At 73.4% G+C, this 16,497-nt stretch carries 13 protein-coding genes; 7 read left to right on the forward strand and 6 right to left on the reverse strand.

Features of this window, described 5'->3' with window-relative positions; all coding sequences use genetic code 11:
- Window positions 1-85: 85 nt before the first annotated feature.
- Window positions 86-2,020, reverse strand: a complete 1,935-nt coding sequence (locus tag QWJ13_RS27930; protein WP_316527902.1) for a DUF8189 domain-containing protein — start codon at window positions 2,018-2,020, stop codon at window positions 86-88.
- Window positions 2,021-2,271: 251 nt separating this feature from the next.
- On the opposite strand from QWJ13_RS27930, the gene QWJ13_RS27935 reads away from it, so the two are divergent.
- Window positions 2,272-4,764, forward strand: coding sequence for a DEAD/DEAH box helicase (locus QWJ13_RS27935; protein WP_432277624.1), 2,493 nt, complete (start codon window positions 2,272-2,274; stop codon window positions 4,762-4,764).
- Between the two features lie 78 nt (window positions 4,765-4,842).
- On the opposite strand, the gene QWJ13_RS27940 is transcribed toward QWJ13_RS27935, so the two are convergent.
- Window positions 4,843-5,688, reverse strand: a complete 846-nt coding sequence (locus tag QWJ13_RS27940; protein WP_316527905.1) for a hypothetical protein — start codon at window positions 5,686-5,688, stop codon at window positions 4,843-4,845.
- 250 nt (window positions 5,689-5,938) lie between these two features.
- Between QWJ13_RS27940 and bioB the strand changes: the two genes are divergently transcribed.
- Genes bioB through QWJ13_RS27960 form a run of 4 tightly spaced genes read left to right on the forward strand, consistent with a single transcriptional unit; the run spans window position 5,939 to window position 9,779 of the window.
- Window positions 5,939-7,192 carry a biotin synthase BioB gene (gene bioB, locus QWJ13_RS27945; protein ID WP_316527907.1) on the forward strand — a complete coding sequence of 418 codons (1,254 nt, stop codon included), beginning with the start codon at window positions 5,939-5,941 and terminating at the stop codon, window positions 7,190-7,192.
- Window positions 7,193-7,219: 27 nt separating this feature from the next.
- Window positions 7,220-8,524 (forward strand): adenosylmethionine--8-amino-7-oxononanoate transaminase, encoded by a 1,305-nt coding sequence (locus QWJ13_RS27950; protein ID WP_316527908.1) that lies wholly within the window; start codon window positions 7,220-7,222, stop codon window positions 8,522-8,524.
- Window positions 8,521-9,279, forward strand: coding sequence for a dethiobiotin synthase (gene bioD, locus QWJ13_RS27955; RefSeq protein WP_316527909.1), 759 nt, complete (start codon window positions 8,521-8,523; stop codon window positions 9,277-9,279). Before QWJ13_RS27950 ends, bioD begins: the two co-directional genes overlap by 4 nt.
- A 53-nt stretch (window positions 9,280-9,332) precedes the next feature.
- The gene (locus QWJ13_RS27960; protein ID WP_316527910.1) at window positions 9,333-9,779 is read left to right on the forward strand and encodes a hypothetical protein; all 447 of its coding nucleotides are present in this window, start codon (window positions 9,333-9,335) and stop codon (window positions 9,777-9,779) included.
- A 21-nt stretch (window positions 9,780-9,800) separates the two neighbouring features.
- Here the strand turns inward: QWJ13_RS27960 and QWJ13_RS27965 are convergent, their stop codons facing one another.
- Window positions 9,801-10,199: a hypothetical protein gene (locus QWJ13_RS27965; RefSeq protein WP_316527912.1), complete on the reverse strand. Its 399-nt coding sequence runs from the start codon at window positions 10,197-10,199 to the stop codon at window positions 9,801-9,803.
- 235 nt (window positions 10,200-10,434) lie between these two features.
- On the opposite strand from QWJ13_RS27965, the gene QWJ13_RS27970 reads away from it, so the two are divergent.
- Window positions 10,435-11,937 (forward strand): aminopeptidase P family protein, encoded by a 1,503-nt coding sequence (locus QWJ13_RS27970; RefSeq protein ID WP_316527915.1) that lies wholly within the window; start codon window positions 10,435-10,437, stop codon window positions 11,935-11,937.
- 71 nt (window positions 11,938-12,008) lie between these two features.
- Here QWJ13_RS27970 and QWJ13_RS27975 read toward each other — a convergent pair whose 3' ends face one another.
- From QWJ13_RS27975 to paaK, 3 genes are all read right to left on the reverse strand, one after another.
- Window positions 12,009-12,464 carry a GNAT family N-acetyltransferase gene (locus QWJ13_RS27975; protein WP_316527917.1) on the reverse strand — a complete coding sequence of 152 codons (456 nt, stop codon included), beginning with the start codon at window positions 12,462-12,464 and terminating at the stop codon, window positions 12,009-12,011.
- A gap of 81 nt (window positions 12,465-12,545) precedes the next feature.
- The gene (locus tag QWJ13_RS27980; protein WP_316527918.1) at window positions 12,546-13,217 is read right to left on the reverse strand and encodes a class I SAM-dependent methyltransferase; all 672 of its coding nucleotides are present in this window, start codon (window positions 13,215-13,217) and stop codon (window positions 12,546-12,548) included.
- 89 nt (window positions 13,218-13,306) lie between these two features.
- Window positions 13,307-14,644, reverse strand: a complete 1,338-nt coding sequence (paaK, locus tag QWJ13_RS27985; RefSeq protein ID WP_316527919.1) for a phenylacetate--CoA ligase PaaK — start codon at window positions 14,642-14,644, stop codon at window positions 13,307-13,309.
- A gap of 302 nt (window positions 14,645-14,946) precedes the next feature.
- Between paaK and QWJ13_RS27990 the strand changes: the two genes are divergently transcribed.
- Window positions 14,947-16,494: a hypothetical protein gene (locus tag QWJ13_RS27990; protein WP_316527921.1), complete on the forward strand. Its 1,548-nt coding sequence runs from the start codon at window positions 14,947-14,949 to the stop codon at window positions 16,492-16,494.
- Window positions 16,495-16,497: the final 3 nt, after the last annotated feature.

Raw genomic sequence — 16,497 nt, forward strand, 5'->3', positions numbered from 1 at the left:
GCCGCGCGCCGCGAAGGAGTTCGTCCGCGCCCAGGACTGCACGGCGGCCGCCCGGGAGCGTTCCCGGGCGGCCGCTTGGGGCCTGTCAGAACGGCAGGCTCTGCCAGGGGCTGAAGGCGCCGGCCGTGGTGGCCGTGCGGTAGTGGACGCGGCCGTCGATGCCGACGGCGAAGACGTACAGGACGCCGTTGCCGTCGACGGTCGCGGCCGGGTAGTCGAGGACGGTGCCGCCGAGGTCCTGCCAGGGGCCGTAGCCGGAGTTCGGGGCGGTCTGGGCGGTGGTGCTGACGCCGCCGCCGCCGTTGCGTTCGAACAGGACGACCCGGCCGCCGACGAGGACCGTGGCCGGTTCGCCGACTCCGCCGTGGCCGCCGAGGGCGGCCGGGGACTGGCTCCACGAGCCGCCGGCCCTGGTCTGCCGGCTGACCTGCATCGCGCCGGTGCCGACCTCGCGGTAGCCGAGCTCGATCCGGCCGCCCTGGTCGAGCACGGCCTTGGGCGGGCTGGCCGGACGGGCGCCCGGGATCGAGGCCGGGCCGCTGAAGCCGCCGTTCGGGGCGGTCTGCCACCAGCCGAGGATCGAGCTGCGGGTGCTCGCGAACACCTCGATCGCCCCGACGCCGTTGCGGATCGCGGTGACCGGGTCCTGGAGGTCGGTGCCGCCCAGGTCCGTCCAGGTGCCCCACGCCCCGCCCGGGGTGGTCTGCCGGATGGCGCTGAGGCCGCCGCCGCCGTTCTTGACGAACAGCTCCAGGTGGCCGTCCTGGGCGGCGGCCACCACGGGCACGCCGACCTGGTCCTCGTTGCCGAGCCCGGCGTTGGGGTTGCCGTGGTCGGCCCAGCCGTTCCACCACGAGCCGTTGGGCGTGCCCTGCGGCAGGGAGACGATGTGGTTGTCGATGAGGCGGCGGGCGAAGACCTCCAGCCGGCCGTCGGCGTTGGTGGCGACCATGATGCCCGGCACCAGCCACCCGCCCGGGTCGGCCATCCGCACCGGGCCGCCCCAGCTGCCGTCCGCCTCGCGCCAGTAGGTGTGGAGGGCGCCGCTGCGGACGACGAAGACCTGCGGCCGGCCGTCCTGGTTCACCGTGGCCCAAGAGGTGCCCCGGGGCCAGCGGTAGTACATCCGGGAGAACCAGGAGTCGGAGTAGTTCCCGGTGGAGTGGTCGTGGCTGGCGTACTCGGAGTAGGACAGGCCCTTGGTGGCGGCCGTCGCCCGGTCGAGGTTCACCGGGGCGTCCCCGATGTTGTAGTCCCGGTAGTTCACCTGGATCAGCGTGCCGCCGTACTGGAGGGCCGCCAGCCCGGCGAACCTCGCGGCGGCGATGTGGTCCGCGTGGTCGCCCCAGTAGCGGCTGTCCGGGAGGTCGTCCTGGGCCCGCAGGACGGTCGGCCGGTACGTCACCATCAGCTGCCGCAGCACCTCGACGACGTCCGCGGCCGTGTAGGTGGACGGCCCGGAGAGCGGGCTGCCGACCGGGACGATGCTGGTGTCGGTGTTGCCGCCCAGGACGCCGGCGAGCTTGGCGTCGTGCAGGTTGAGGAAGACCAGGTGCACCGGCCGGTCCTTGAGGACGTACCGTTCGACCTCCTTGCCCGCGACCGTCCACGCCTCGACCGCCCAGTGCCCGATCTCGTCGGTGTTCGGGTCGCTGTCGCCGACGCCGGCCATCCGGGAGTAGGCGTTGACGGCGCCCATCTGCCGGTTCCAGGTGCGCAGCGGCTCACCGGCCGGGTCCCAGCAGACGCCGGCACACGGGTCGCCCGTCCCGTTCCCCGCGGTGACGAACACCGTGACGGACGGAATGCCGTCGGCGATCGCCTTGGACAGGTCCGGGTTCATGAACAGGATGTCGTCGTCCTCGTGCGCGACGACCTGCATGACCAGTGGCCCGGAACCGAGGGCCGCGGCGGCACCCGTGGCCGCGGCCGCGCGGGTCGCGGTCCCCTTGGCCAGGACGGGCGCGGCGAGGGCGGTGAGCGCGACGGAGGTGAGCAGTTGCCGTCGTCCGATAGCCATGTGGTACCTCCCGGTTCGGGATCGACATGTGACACGCCAGGTGGAGGCTAGCCCAGCCGCCTCCGGGGATCACCAACCGCGAATGCGCCATTGGAGTAGAGACAATTGACGTGAAATCAGATGGCTTTCCGCGATCCCCCGCCGACCCGCCCCCCGTGATCGACATTCGCGCGGCCCGGCCGTCGCGGCGCCGGGCTTTGCCCGGGGTGGCGGCGAGCAGGCAAGATAGTCGGGTGACCCTCCTTGATCTGATGCCGAAGCCCGCCACCCCCGACGCGCTGTACGAGACGTTCGCAGCCTGGGCGGAGGAGCGGGGGATCACGCTGTACCCGGCGCAGGAGGAGGCCCTGATCGAGCTGGTGTCGGGGAACAACGTGATCCTCGCGACGCCGACCGGCTCGGGCAAGAGCCTGGTGGCGGCGGGCGCGCACTTCGCGGCGCTGGCGGAGGGGCAGCGGACCTTCTACACCGCCCCGATCAAGGCGCTGGTGTCGGAGAAGTTCTTCGACCTGGTGAAGATGTTCGGCACCGAGCAGGTCGGCATGATGACCGGCGACGCGAGCGTGAACCCGACCGCGCCGATCATCTGCTGCACCGCCGAGGTGCTCGCCCAGATCGCGCTGCGCGACGGCACCCGGGCGGACATCGGCCAGGTGGTCATGGACGAGTTCCACTTCTACGCCGAGCCGGACCGCGGCTGGGCGTGGCAGATCCCGCTGCTGGAGCTGCCGCAGGCGCAGTTCCTGCTGATGTCGGCGACGCTCGGCGACGTCCGTCGCTTCGAGGAGGACCTGACCCGCCGCACGGGCCGTCCGACCACGGTGGTGCGCAACGCGACCCGCCCGGTGCCGCTGTTCTACGAGTACCGCCGCACCTCGATGCACGACACCCTGGAGGAGCTGCTCCAGACCGGCCAGGCGCCGGTCTACGTCGTGCACTTCACGCAGAAGGAGGCGGTGGAGCGGGCCCAGTCGCTGATGAGCATCAACATGTGCTCGAAGGCGGAGAAGGAGGCCATCGCCGACCTGATCGGCAACTTCCGCTTCACCACCAAGTTCGGCCGCAACCTGTCCCGTTTCGTGCGCCACGGCATCGGCGTGCACCACGCGGGCATGCTGCCGAAGTACCGCCGCCTGGTCGAACGCCTCGCCCAGGCGGGCCTGTTGAAGGTGATCTGCGGCACCGACACGCTCGGCGTCGGCGTCAACGTGCCGATCCGCACGGTGTTGTTCACCGCCCTGTCCAAGTACGACGGTCAGCGGGTGCGGATCCTGCGCGCCCGCGAGTTCCACCAGATCGCCGGCCGGGCCGGCCGGGCCGGCTTCGACACCGTCGGCCAGGTGGTGGCGCAGGCGCCGGAGCACGTGATCGAGAACGACAAGGCGATCGCCAAGGCCGGGGACGACCCGAAGAAGAAGCGCAAGGTGGTGCGCAAGAAGGCGCCGGAGGGCTTCGTCGGCTGGAGCGAGGAGACCTTCGAGAAGCTGATCGCCGCCGACCCGGAGCCGCTGGTCTCCCGGTTCAAGGTGAGCCACGCGATGCTGCTGTCGGTGATCGGCCGCCCGGGCAACGCCTTCGAGGCGATGCGCAAGCTGCTCACCGACAACCACGAGGACAAGGCCGCGCAGCGCCGCCACATCCGCACCGCGATCGCCATCTACCGCTCGCTGCTGGAGGGCGGCGTGGTGGAGCGGCTGCCGGAGCCGGACGCCGAGGGCCGGATCGTGCGCCTCACCCTGGACCTCCAGGAGAACTTCGCGCTCAACCAGCCGCTGTCCACCTTCGCGCTGGCCTCCTTCGAGCTGCTCGACCCGACCTCCCCCTCGTACGCGATGGACGTCATCTCGGTGGTCGAGGCGACCCTGGACGACCCGCGCCAGATCCTCGCCGCCCAGCAGAACAAGGCGCGCGGCGAGGCCGTCGGCGAGATGAAGCGCGACGGCATCGAGTACGAGGAGCGGATGGAGCGGCTCCAGGAGATCACCTACCCGAAGCCGCTGGAGGAGCTGCTCACCCACGCCTACGAGGTGTACCGCCGGGCGCACCCGTGGATCGGCGACCACCAGCTCCAGCCGAAGTCCGTGGTCCGCGACCTGTACGAGCGGGCGATGACCTTCTCGGACTACGTCGGCTTCTACGAGCTGGCCCGCACCGAGGGCATCGTGCTGCGCTACCTGGCGGGCGCGTTCAAGGCGCTGGAGCAGACCGTCCCCGAGGACGTGAAGACCGACGACCTCAAGGACGTCATCGCCTGGCTCGGCGAGCTGGTCCGCCAGGTCGACTCCAGCCTGCTGGACGAGTGGGAGCAGCTGGCCAACCCGACCGAGGCGCAGACCGCCGAGGTGCGGCTGGACGACAAGCCGGCGCCGGTCACCGCCAACGCCCGCGCGTTCCGGGTGCTGGTGCGCAACGAGATGTTCCGCCGGGTCGAGCTGTGCGCGCTGGAGCACTGGGACGAGCTCGGCGAGCTGGACGGCGAGTACGGCTGGGACGCGGACCGCTGGGCGGACGCCATGGACGGGTACTGGGACGAGTACGACGACCTCGGCACCGGCCCGAACGCGCGCGGCCCGAAGATGCTGATCATCGAGGAGGAGGACTCCTCCTGGAAGGTCCGGCAGATCTTCGACGACCCGGAGGGCGACCACGACTGGGGCATCAGCGCCGAGGTCGACCTGTACGGCTCCGACGAGGAGGGCCGGGCGGTGCTGCGGGTGACGGCGGTGGACCGGCTCGGCGGCTGAGCCCGGCTCACCCGGATCGCGAAGGGCCCGGCGCGGGTGCGCCGGGCCCTTCGCGGTTCGTCACATCCCAGCCGTTCGTCACATCCAGACGAAGGGCTGGCCGGCCGCGTAGGACAGCGCCCGGGTGGCCTCGTCCAGGTCGGGCTCGCCGCCGGTGCCCGGGGCGGTGGGCGTCGGGGCGGCGGGGGTCGGGCCCGGGGCGGGTGCGGTGGTGGTGCTCGCCGGACGGGCGTCGCCCGGCCGCGAGCTGGTGACCGTCACGTAGTGCCCGACCGTCTCGACCCGCGGCTCGCCGCCGGGCTTGGCGCCCGCGGGCTGCGCGGTGGCGGTGGTGGTGTCGGCCAGGATGAAGGCGACCGCGCCGGGCTTGGCCCGCAGGGCGTCGGCGGCCCTGGCGGCGGTGGCCTGGTCGGGGAAGCGCAGCATGGTGACGCTGCTGAGCACCGGGTGGTCCTGTCCGGTGAAGCTGACGGTCAGGTAGGACTGGCAGCCGGTGTCCTTCAGCGGGTCCTGGGCGCGGTCCTGGAGCACCTCGGCGCAGTTCTCGCCCTGCCGGACGCCGTTGCGCCGGGCCTTGTAGCCGCCGACCTCGACCACCCGCTGGGCGGGGAAGAGGTTGTCGACGTTGAGGGCCCCGGGGTCGGTGGGCGGCGGCGGGGCGCCCACCACCTTCGGTGTCCGGGCGGAGTCCTTGGTGGAGGGGCCGAGCCCGGGTATGTAGTCGCCGGGCATCGGGCGGGTGATGATCCATCCGCCGGCCGCGACCACCCCGACCAGGACGATCCAGCCGGCCGCCCGACGTCCCGTCAACCGTCGGCCGCGGCCCTTGTCCCCTTCGGGGTCGGCGCCCCCGCCGACCCGCTGCTCTGCCCGGTCCACCCGGCCCTCTCCCGGAGTCTGGGTGCGCTCCCCCTGCGTGGTCATGGCGCAGATTCTAAGCAACCGCCGGGTGGCGTGGATCACGGGGTCGGGGGTTGCGGACCACCGTCCGCCGCGGCCGTCCGCCACCCGTCGGCAACCGGCCGCCCGGCACCTCGTCAAGCTCCTGACCAGCGGCGCAGCCGTGACATTCCCCACTGCGGACGCCGTACTGTGGCAATCGGCACATCCTCGCGCCGATCTTCTGGCGGGTTTGCTCTGGCGCCGCTTGAGCCCCAGAAGGCAGGATCGCCCCATGGATCTGCTCGATACCCTCACCGCCAAGGGCCTGCGCGGCGAAGTCCCGACCCGCGAAGAGGCCCTGGCCGTCCTCGCCACCACCGACGACGAGCTGCTCGACGTGGTCGCCGCGGCCGGCAAGGTGCGCCGGCGCTGGTTCGGCCGCCGGGTCAAGCTCAACTACCTGGTGAACCTGAAGAGCGGGCTCTGTCCCGAGGACTGCTCGTACTGCTCGCAGCGGCTCGGGTCCAAGGCCGAGATCCTCAAGTACACCTGGCTCAAGCCGGACCAGGCCGCCGACGCCGCCCGCGCCGGGGTGGCGGGCGGTGCCAAGCGGGTCTGCCTGGTCGCCAGCGGCCGCGGCCCGACGGACCGTGACATCGACCGGGTCACCGACACCATGGCCGCCATCAAGGAGGCCGACCCCGCGGTCGAGATCTGCGTCTGCCTGGGCCTGCTCTCCGACAACCAGGCGGAGCGGCTCAAGGCGGCCGGCGCCGACGCGTACAACCACAACCTGAACACCTCCGAGAACACCTACGGGCAGATCACCAAGACCCACACCTACGCGGACCGGGTGGACACCGTGCAGAAGGCGCACGGCGCGGGCCTGTCCGCCTGCTCCGGCCTGATCGCCGGCATGGGCGAGAGCGACGAGGACCTGGTCGACGTGGTGTTCGCGCTGCGTGAGCTGGGCTCGGACTCCGTCCCGGTCAACTTCCTGATCCCGTTCGAGGGCACCCCGCTCGCCAAGGAGTGGAACCTCACCCCGCAGCGCTGCCTGCGCATCCTGGCGATGGTCCGCTTCGTCAACCCGGACACCGAGGTGCGGATCGCGGGCGGGCGCGAGGTGCACCTGCGCTCGATGCAGCCGCTCGGCCTGCACATCGCCAACTCCATCTTCCTCGGCGACTACCTGACCAGCGAGGGCCAGGCCGGGCAGGCCGACCTCGACATGATCAAGGACGCCGGCTTCGAGGTCGAGGGCGCCGGCGAGGCCACCCTGCCCCGCCACCGCGCCGACCTCGCCGAGGCGGCCGCGGCCGCCCACGCGGGCGGCTCCTGCGGCACCGCGGCCTCGGCCTGCGGCAGCGGCGGGGGCTGCGGCCCGTGCGGCGGGCACGCCCACGCCCCGGACGCCTCCGCCTCCGAGGCCTCCGCCGCCCAAGAGGTCCAGGAGGCCCAGGAGGACGCCGGAGACGAGCTCCGCAGCGATCTCGTGAAGGTCCGCCGCCGCGGCGCCGGCACCGAACTCGCGCCCAACGCCTGACAGTTCCGACCCACCGGAGAACGCACCATGCTCCAGCCGTCCACCACCGACCTGCTCGCCCTCGACCGCGCCCACGTCTGGCACCCGTACGGGCCGATGCCGGGGACGGCCACGCCGTACCTGGTCGAGTCCGCCTCGGGGGTGCGGCTGCGGCTGGCCGAGCCGGTCGCCGGCGGGCGGCGCGAGCTGGTGGACGGGATGTCCTCCTGGTGGGCGGCGATCCACGGCTACCGGCACCCGGTGCTGGACGAGGCCGTGCGCGACCAGCTGGGGCGGATGAGCCATGTGATGTTCGGCGGGCTCACCCACGAGCCCGCCGTCCGGCTGGCCGCGACCCTGGTGGAGATCACCCCGGAGCCGCTGCGGCACGTCTTCCTCGCCGACTCGGGCTCGGTGGCCGTCGAGGTCGCGATGAAGATGTGCCTCCAGTACTGGCAGTCGATCGGGCGGCCGGCCAAGCGCCGGCTGCTCACCTGGCGCGGCGGCTACCACGGGGACACCTTCCACCCGATGTCGGTGTGCGACCCGGACGGCGGGATGCACCACCTGTGGGGCGGGGTGCTGCCCGGACAGCTCTTCGCCCCGGAGCCGCCGGCCGGGTTCGACGCCCCGCTCGATCCCGCATACGCCGCCGGGTTCGAGGAGTTGATGGCCCGTCATGCCGACGAGCTGGCCGCCGTGATCGTCGAGCCGGTGGTCCAGGGCGCGGGCGGGATGCGCTTCCACTCCCCCGCCTACCTGCGGATGCTGCGCGAACTGTGCGACCGCTACGGGGTGCTGCTGGTCTTCGACGAGATCGCCACCGGCTTCGGGCGCAGCGGCGCGCTGTTCGCCGCCGACCACGCGGGCGTCTCGCCGGACGTGATGTGCCTGGGCAAGGCGCTGACCGGCGGCTATCTGACGCTGGCCGCCGCGCTGTGCACCAGCGAGGTCGCGGACGGGATCAGCCGCGGCGAGGTGCCGGTGCTCGCCCACGGGCCGACGTTCATGGGCAACCCGCTGGCCTGCGCGGTGGCCAACGCCTCGCTGGAGCTGCTGCTCGGGCAGGACTGGTCGCTGGAGGTCAAGCGGATCGAGACCGGGCTGGCCGAGGGCCTCTCGGCGGCCGCCGGCCTGCCGGGCGTGAAGGACGTACGCGTCCGGGGTGCCATCGGTGTCGTGCAGTTGGACCACCCGGTGGACGTCGCGGCGGCGACCGAGGCGGCGGCCCGGGAGGGCGTCTGGCTGCGGCCGTTCCGGGATCTGGTCTACACCATGCCCCCGTATGTGACGCAGGACGAGGACGTGGCCGGGATCGCGGCCGCCGTGACCGCCGCGGCGGTGGCCGGATGAGCGCGCGCATCCTGTTCGTGACGGGGACGAACACCGACGTCGGCAAGACCGTCGCCACCGCGGCCGTCGCCTCGGCGGCGCTGCGGGCCGGCCGGAAGGTCGCCGTGCTCAAGCCCGGACAGACCGGGGTGAGCGCCGACGAGCCCGGAGACGCCGGTGAAGTCCGGCGCCTGGCGGGCGATCTGACGTTCCGTGAGCTGGTGCGCTACCCCGAGCCGCTGGCCCCCGACACCGCCGCCCGGCGGGCCGGCCTGCCGTACCTGGATCCGGCCGCGGTGGCCTCGGAGGTCGCCGAACTGGCCGCCGGCCACGACCTCGTGCTGGTGGAGGGCGCGGGCGGGCTGCTGGTCCGCTACGACGACCGGGGCCGCACGCTGGCCGACCAGGCTCGGGCGGTGCTGGACGCGGGGCTCCCGGCCGAGGTCCTGCTGGTCGCCTCCGCCGGGCTCGGCACCCTGAACATCGTCTCGCTCACGGCGGAGGCGCTGGCGGCCCGCGCACTGCCCCTCGCGGGCGTCCTGGTCGGCTCCTGGCCCGCCGAGCCCGGCCTCGCCGAGCGCTGCAACCTCGCCGACCTCCCCCGCTCGGCCGGCGCCCCGCTGCTCGGCGCGCTGCCGGAACGGGCGGGCACCGCCGAGGACTTCGCGGCCCTCGCCCGGGCCTCGCTGGCGCCCGAGCTGGGCGGCAGCTGGGACGCGGAGCACTTCGCGCGCGTCCATCGGCCCGAATCGGCCCCGCTTCGCTCGAAGGTGTGATCCCGGCGGCCACCCCTGTCGCAAGCCGGGGGCGGCTCAATACCGTTCCTTCCATGACAGACGGGCTGACCGTGGACGAGGCCCTGCGGGCCTTGGCCGCCCTGGAGGCGGCGTGGAAGGACGACGACGAGGCACTGTCCGCCCTGGCGGCGGGCGGCCCCGGTGAACGACCGCTGCCGGCGCTGGTCGCCGCGTACGGCGAACACGCGATGGATACCCTGATGGCGCTGGCCTTCGGGTTGCGCGCCACCATGAGCGACGAGGAGATCGCCGAGATCTCCGACGCCGTCAGCTCCAACATCGGCGCCCGGATGAGCGCGCTGCTCACCCAGACCCTGAAGGCCTGGGGCACCCTCGCCGCCGCGGACGACCTCTCCGTCACCAAGATCATCGCGGCCACGGTGATCGACGCGATGCGGGCCGTCACCGAGGACCCCGGCAAGACCGAGGTGCTGCCGCTGCTCGCCACCTTCCGCAGCTACGCCCTCAACGACGGCTGAATCAGCGGGACACCACGGGACTCAGCGCCAGTCCTCGACCGTGAACAGGTCGGAGTCCCAGTGGAGGTGGGCCGCGCCGCCGGTGGGCCAGTCGTGGTGCAGGTGGCGGCGGCCGCGGCCGAGCCGGCCGAGTTCACGGGGTCGCAGGGCGCCGGCCACCAGGTCGGCGGCCTCGGCCTCGCTGACCGGCATGATCGCCACGAACTGGGCGTCGTCCCCGCCCATCCAGTCGATGACCTCGGTGAAGATCCAGACGAACCGCTGCGAGCAGTCCCGGCAGCGCTTGAGGTCGACGGAGAAGTGCGAGCCGTCCACCACCTCGGTCTCGGACTCGAATCCCTCCCGCTGCCACCGCCACGCCGCCCGCTCGTCCTCGCCGTAGCACTTCGCGCAGCCGAACTCCGCTTTCGGCTTTCCCATCGGCCTTCCCATCGGTCGACTCCCTCTCCCGCGACGTCCCGGTCGCGGCCCATGATGCCCGCCGGGCGCCGGGGGCGGCCGGGGAGTCCATCCGGCCCGGGGAACAATTCACGGGCCGTTACCGCACCGTTCGCGCCCCGGGGCTGAGCGGCGGGTTCGCCGGTTGACGGCCCATCCGACCCACCCCGCCTCTTCTCTCCGAGCGCTGTTCGATATACGGTGCATAACGCTCGTTATGCACTTGGCAGGTCCGCGTAGCGAAGCACCTCGCATCCCTACGCCCTCGACTGGAGAGTCCGCCGTGACCGAGCCCGCCGACACCATCAAGTACCGCAAGAACGGCCTGACCCGAGGCGTCACGGACGAGCTCGCCGCCAACATGACCCAGGGCTGGGCCGACACCGAGCGCACCGCCCTGGAGCCGGTCGCCCAGGCCCCGTACACCGCCCGCCGCCGCGCGGCGCTGTCCGCCGCCTTCCCGGGCGAGCAGCTGGTGATCCCGGCCGGCAACCCCAAGGTGCGGGCCAACGACACCGACTACCCGTTCCGCCCGTCCTCCGACTACGCCTACCTGACCGGCGACCAGTCCGAGGACGCCGTCCTGGTGCTCACCCCGACCGGCGACAGCGGCCACGAGGCCGTGCTCTACCTGCGCGGCCGCTCCCGCGTCGACAACGGGGAGTTCTGGCTGGACGGCCACGGCGAGCTGTGGGACGGGCGCCGCAACAGCCTGACCGAGAGCGAGCGGCTGTTCGGCCTGCCCTGCCGCGACGTGCGCACCGTCCACGCCGACCTGAGCGCCGCCACCGGCCCCGTCCGGGTGCTGCGCCGGCACGACGCGGGCGTGGAGGCGGCCCTCGCGGGCCGCGCGTCCGCCGAGCGGGACGACGAGTTCGAGGTCTTCCTGTCCGGCCTGCGCCTGGTCAAGGACGCGTGGGAGATCGAGGAGATGCGCTTCGCCTGCGCGGCGACCGCCCGCGGCTTCGAGGACGTGGTGCGCGTCCTCGGCACCGACTCCGACACCTCCGAGCGGCTGATCGAGGGCACCTTCTTCCTGCGCGCCCGCACCGAGGGCAACGACGTGGGCTACGGCATCATCGCCGCTGCCGGCCCGCACGCCACCACCCTGCACTGGGTGCGCAACAACGGCCACGCCAAGCCCGGCGACCTGCTGCTGCTCGACGCCGGCGTGGAGACCAACCACCTCTACACCGCCGACATCACCCGCACCCTGCCGGTCAGCGGCCGCTTCACCGACATCCAGCGCAAGGTCTACGACGCCGTCTTCGCGGCCCAGGAGGCCGGCATCGCGGCCGTCAAGCCGGGCGGCCAGTTCCGTGACTTCCACCACGCCGCCCAGCGCGAGCTCGCCGAACACCTCACCTCCTGGGGCCTGTTCGGCGACCTGAGCGCGGACAAGGTGTACGAGCTGGGCCTGCACCGCCGCTTCACCCTGGCCGGCACCGGCCACATGCTGGGCCTCGACGTCCACGACTGCGCCCACTCCCGCACCGAGGAGCACCTCGACGGCCCGCTCAAGCCGGGCATGGTGCTCACCGTCGAGCCGGGCATCTACTTCCAGGAGAACGACCTGACGGTGCCGGAGGAGTACCGGGGCATCGGGGTGCGGATCGAGGACGACATCCTGGTCACCGAGGACGGCAACGAGAACCTCTCCGCCGACCTCCCCCGCACCTCCGACGAGGTCGAGGCCTGGCTGGCCCGCCTGCGCGGCTGAGCCACCCGGCTCCCCGCTCCTCGCTCCCCGCTCCTTGTTCCCGCCCCGACCGGGCGGGAACAGGGGCGGGGTCAGGGCAGCGGCTTGACCCACCGGCTCCACTGCGGCTCGGGCCGATAGCCGGCCGCCTGCCAGGTGCGGTGGCCGAGGGCGTTGTCGTCCAGCACCATCGCGTCGGCGCGCCGCCCGCCGAGCGCGGCGAAGCGCTCCTCGGCCACCGCCAGCAGGGCGGCGCCGATGCCCCGGCGACGGTGCTCGGGGTCGACGGCCAGGCGGTACAGATGACAGCGCCAACCGTCCCAGCCCGCGATCACCGTGCCCAGGAGGGTCGCCGGATCGTCGGCCGGGGTGGCGACGATCAGGCAGTGCGGGTCCCGGGCGAGCAGCGCGGCCACCCCCGCCTCGTCGTCCGTGATGCCGGCGCCCTTGGCGGCCCGGCCCCAGAGGGCGAGCAGCGCGGGGATCTCCTCGGCGGTGGCGGCGCGCAGCGCGATGGCGGGGGCGTCCTGGCTGTTCGGGTCGTTCATGCCCGCCTGTCCAGCAGCCGCCTCCGCCGCCCCGCCGGGAATTTCGCGGCTCGGACGGCCACTCCATGGAGTGAGCCGGCGTCAGCCGAGTCGCCACACCGTGGTGGTCTTGACCGCGGTGTCCTCCAGGTCCGCGACCACCGGCACCTGGTACGCCGCCACCGCGGTGAACCGTTCCCGGGGCAGGTAGGCCCGGCCCGGGTCGCCGACGATGACGGTCGCGCCGCGGGCGGCGGCCCGCTCCAGGAAGGGCAGGAAGCGGGCGGCCATGGCCCGTTCGTAGAAGACGTCGCCGGCGAGCACCACCTCGGCCGGGCCGCCGTCCCCGTCCACCAGGTCCACCAGGGCGCCGGCCACCCCGACCCCGTTGGCCTCGGCGTTCAGTCCGATCGCGGCCACCGCGTAGGCGTCGATCTCGGCGGCCCGTACGTCCGTCGCCCCGCGCAGCGCGGCGGCCACCCCGACCAGCCCCGAGCCGGCCGCGACGTCCAACACGGTACGGCCGGCGACCAGTTGGGGGTGGTCCAGGACGTAGCGGGCGACCGCCACGCCGCCCGCCCAGGCGAAGGCCCAGAACGGCGGCGGCAGCCCGGCCTGCCCGCGCGCCCGTTCGGTGGTCTCCCACAGGGCGATGGCGTCCTCGGCCATGTGCAGGCGGATCTCGGGCACGAAGGGGACGGGCTTCAGCTCGGTCTCCCGCCGGATGAAGGCGAGGTCCTCGGCGGGCTGAAGGGTGCGCAACTCGCTCGGCATGCCCGCAGCATAGAGCCCGTGCGGGGGCGCGCATGCCCACCCCCGCACGGCATGTGACCCCTGTGCGCCTATTGTCCCCACCCTCGCGGCTATTGTCCCCGCTCGTCCACCACCCGCCGGATCTTCCCGACCGAACGCTCCAGGGTGTACGGGTCCACCACCTCGGCCGCGACCGTGATCCCCACCCCGTCCTTCACCGCGGCGACGATCGCGCCCCGCGCCGCCTCCCGCTGCTCGGCCGAGGCCTCCGGCCGGGCCTCGACCCGGACGGCCATCGTGTCCAGCCGCCCCTGCCGGCCGAGCCGCAGCTGGAAGTGCGGCGCGACGCCCGGGGTGCGCAGCAGGATCTCCTCGATCTGGGTCGGGAAGACGTTCACCCCGCGCAGGATGATCATGTCGTCGCTGCGCCCGGTGACCTTTTCCATCCGCCGGAAGGCCGGCCGCGCGGTGCCGGGCAGCAGCCGGCTGAGGTCGCGGGTGCGGTAGCGGATGATCGGCAGCGCCTCCTTGGTGAGGGAGGTGAAGACCAGTTCGCCGCCCTCCCCGTCGGGCAGTGCCTCATCCGAGAACGGGTCGACGATCTCCGGGTAGAAGTGGTCCTCCCAGATGTGCAGCCCGTCCTTGGTCTCCACGCACTCCTGCGCGATGCCCGGGCCGACCACCTCGGAGAGGCCGTAGATGTCGACGGCGTGCAGGTCGAGCCGCTCCTCGATCTCGCGCCGCATCTCCTCCGTCCAGGGCTCGGCGCCGAAGATGCCCACCCGCAGCGAGGTGCTGCGCGGGTCGACGCCCTGCTTCTCGAACTCGTCCAGGAGGGTCAGCAGGTAGGACGGGGTGACCATGATGATCTCGGGCTCGAAGTCCAGGATCAGCCGCACCTGGCGGGCCGTCATGCCGCCGGAGGCCGGGATGACGGTGCAGCCGGCCCGTTCGGCGCCGTAGTGGGCGCCCAGGCCGCCGGTGAACAGCCCGTAGCCGTAGGCGATGTGCACCTTGTGGCCGGGTCGGCCGCCGGCCGCGCGGATCGAGCGGGCGACCACGTCGGCCCACATGGAGAGGTCGTTGTCGGTGTAGCCGACCACGGTCGGCAGCCCGGTGGTGCCGCTGGAGGCGTGGATCCGGCGGACCTGCTCCATGGGGACGGCGAACATCCCGAAGGGGTAGCCCTCGCGCAGGTCGGCCTTGGTGGTGAAGGGGAAGCGGGCGAGGTCGGCGAGGGTGCGGCAGTCCTCGGGGCGGACTCCGGCGGCGTCGAACTTCCTGCGGTAGATCTCGACGTTGTCGTACGCGTGCCGCAGGGTGGCCCGCAGCCGGGTGAGCTGGTGGGCGCGCAGTTCCTCCGGACCCATCCGCTCGCCGGCGTCCAGGAGCCCGGGCGGGATCGGCTCCCCGAGGTGTCGGCGCGGGACGGGTGCACTGCCGGTCATCGTCGCTCCTTCGCTGCTCGGCCCGTTCGCCGTACTGCGCGCTCCGGGTCCGCTCCGAACGACCTACCGATCGTTCGGTCAGGTACGTTTCGGTCCATTGATCCAGTACCCGAACCACCTGTCAAGGGATCGCACAGACCTGCCGGAATGTGAAGTTCCGACCGCTTCGCGGTGGCTGCGTCTCGACAGCTTGGATATCCGATATGAAAATCATTACGGAAGTTTGACTTCCCGAGGGCCTCCCCCGCCCTGACCACGTGATTCAGTAGTGCGGTTTCCCCCCGCACCCCGGAGTGTCCACCGTGCCCACGACTCCCGCCCTGGTCAGCGCCCTGCGCGAACTCGGCGAACGGCCCGCCGTCGTCGCCGACGGGCGCACGATCAGCGGCATCGGCCTGCTGCTCGGCGTCTCCCCGCCGGGCGGCCTGCCCCGGGCCCTCGCCCAGCGCGTCGCCGAGCACGCCGCGCTGCCGCCCTCCGCCGCCCGCGCCGCCGAGCAGCGGCTGCGCTACTGGGCCGGCGTCCTCGGCACCCCGCCGATCCGGCACACCGTGCTGCACCCGGTCACCGACCTCGCCGTCGACCTCGCCCTCGCCACCCTGCTGGCCGGCGGCACCGTCCACTGCGGCGACCCCGAGCAGCGGCCCGAACAGCAGCTCGCCACCGTCGCCGCCAGCCGGGCCACCCACCTCAGCCTGCCCTCCGCCCTGCTCTGGCGGCTCAGCCGGCAGCCCGGCCTCGACGCCCACGACCTCGGCACGCTGCGCCTGGTCCTGCACGTCGGCCCCGAGCCCCGGCAGGAGGACGTGTACGCCGCCGTCGACGCGCTCGGCGCCGTCCTCGCCCACGTCCGGGCCCCGGACAGCAACGCCGAGGCCGCCGACCGACGGCTGCGCGCCGACGCCGAGAGCGCCTCCGCCGCCGCCTGGAAGCACAGCATCGGCGTCACCGCCCCCCAGGTCCGCGAGTTCGGCGCCCATCTCGACCGGGCCGTGCTCACCGCCCTGCTGCACACCCTCCAGCAGTCCGGCGTGCTCACCGACCCGGCGCGCGGCTACCCCGAGGCCGAGGTGCTGGCCACCGCCCTGGTCACCCCCGCCCAGCGCCCCCGGGTCGCCCGCTGGCTGGACGCGCTCGCCCGGCACGGCCTGATCACCCGCCAGGACGGCGGAGCCCAGGGCCCGGTCTTCCGCGGCGGCCCCGGCCCAGCCGCCGCCGCCGTCCGGGACGCCTGGCGCCCGGCCGTCGAAGCCTGGGCCGACGGGCTCGGCCCGGCCGCCGCCCTGGACCGGGTCCGGCGCGGCGCGCTACGGCTGCCCCGGCTGATCACCGGCGAGGAGGCGCCCCGCCCGGCCGCCGCCCCGGTCCGCTGGGCCGCCGCCCGCGGCTACCTCGGCGCCGCCCTCGGCGCACTGGTGCGCGCCGCCGCCGAAGCCCACACCGCGCCGATACCGCTGCGCGTCCTCGAACTCGACCCCGAGGGCGGCGAAGGAGCCGTCGCCCGCGCCCTCACCGGCCGGCCCCGGCAGCACGCCGAACACCATCTCGCCCCCGACGGCGGCCGCTACGACGTCGTGGTGGCCGCCGCGCGCGGACGGACGGCCGAGGAGGTCCCGGCGCTGGTCCGGCTGCTCTCCCCCGGCGGCCGACTGCTGCTGCTCGCGCCCACCGCCGAACAGCTCGACCTGCTGATCACCGGCGACGACGCCCAGCGCCTCACCGCCCACCCCGCGGAGCACTGGCGGGCGGCGCTCACCGCCGCGGGCTGTCCGACGGTGCTGACGCTGCCGGAGGACGGCCACCCGATGGGGCTGCTGGGGCAGCGGCTGTTCGCGGCCCGGGTGGACTGACGG

The organism is Kitasatospora brasiliensis (assembly GCF_032654805.1).
GTDB classification, from domain to species: Bacteria; Actinomycetota; Actinomycetes; order Streptomycetales; family Streptomycetaceae; genus Kitasatospora; species Kitasatospora brasiliensis.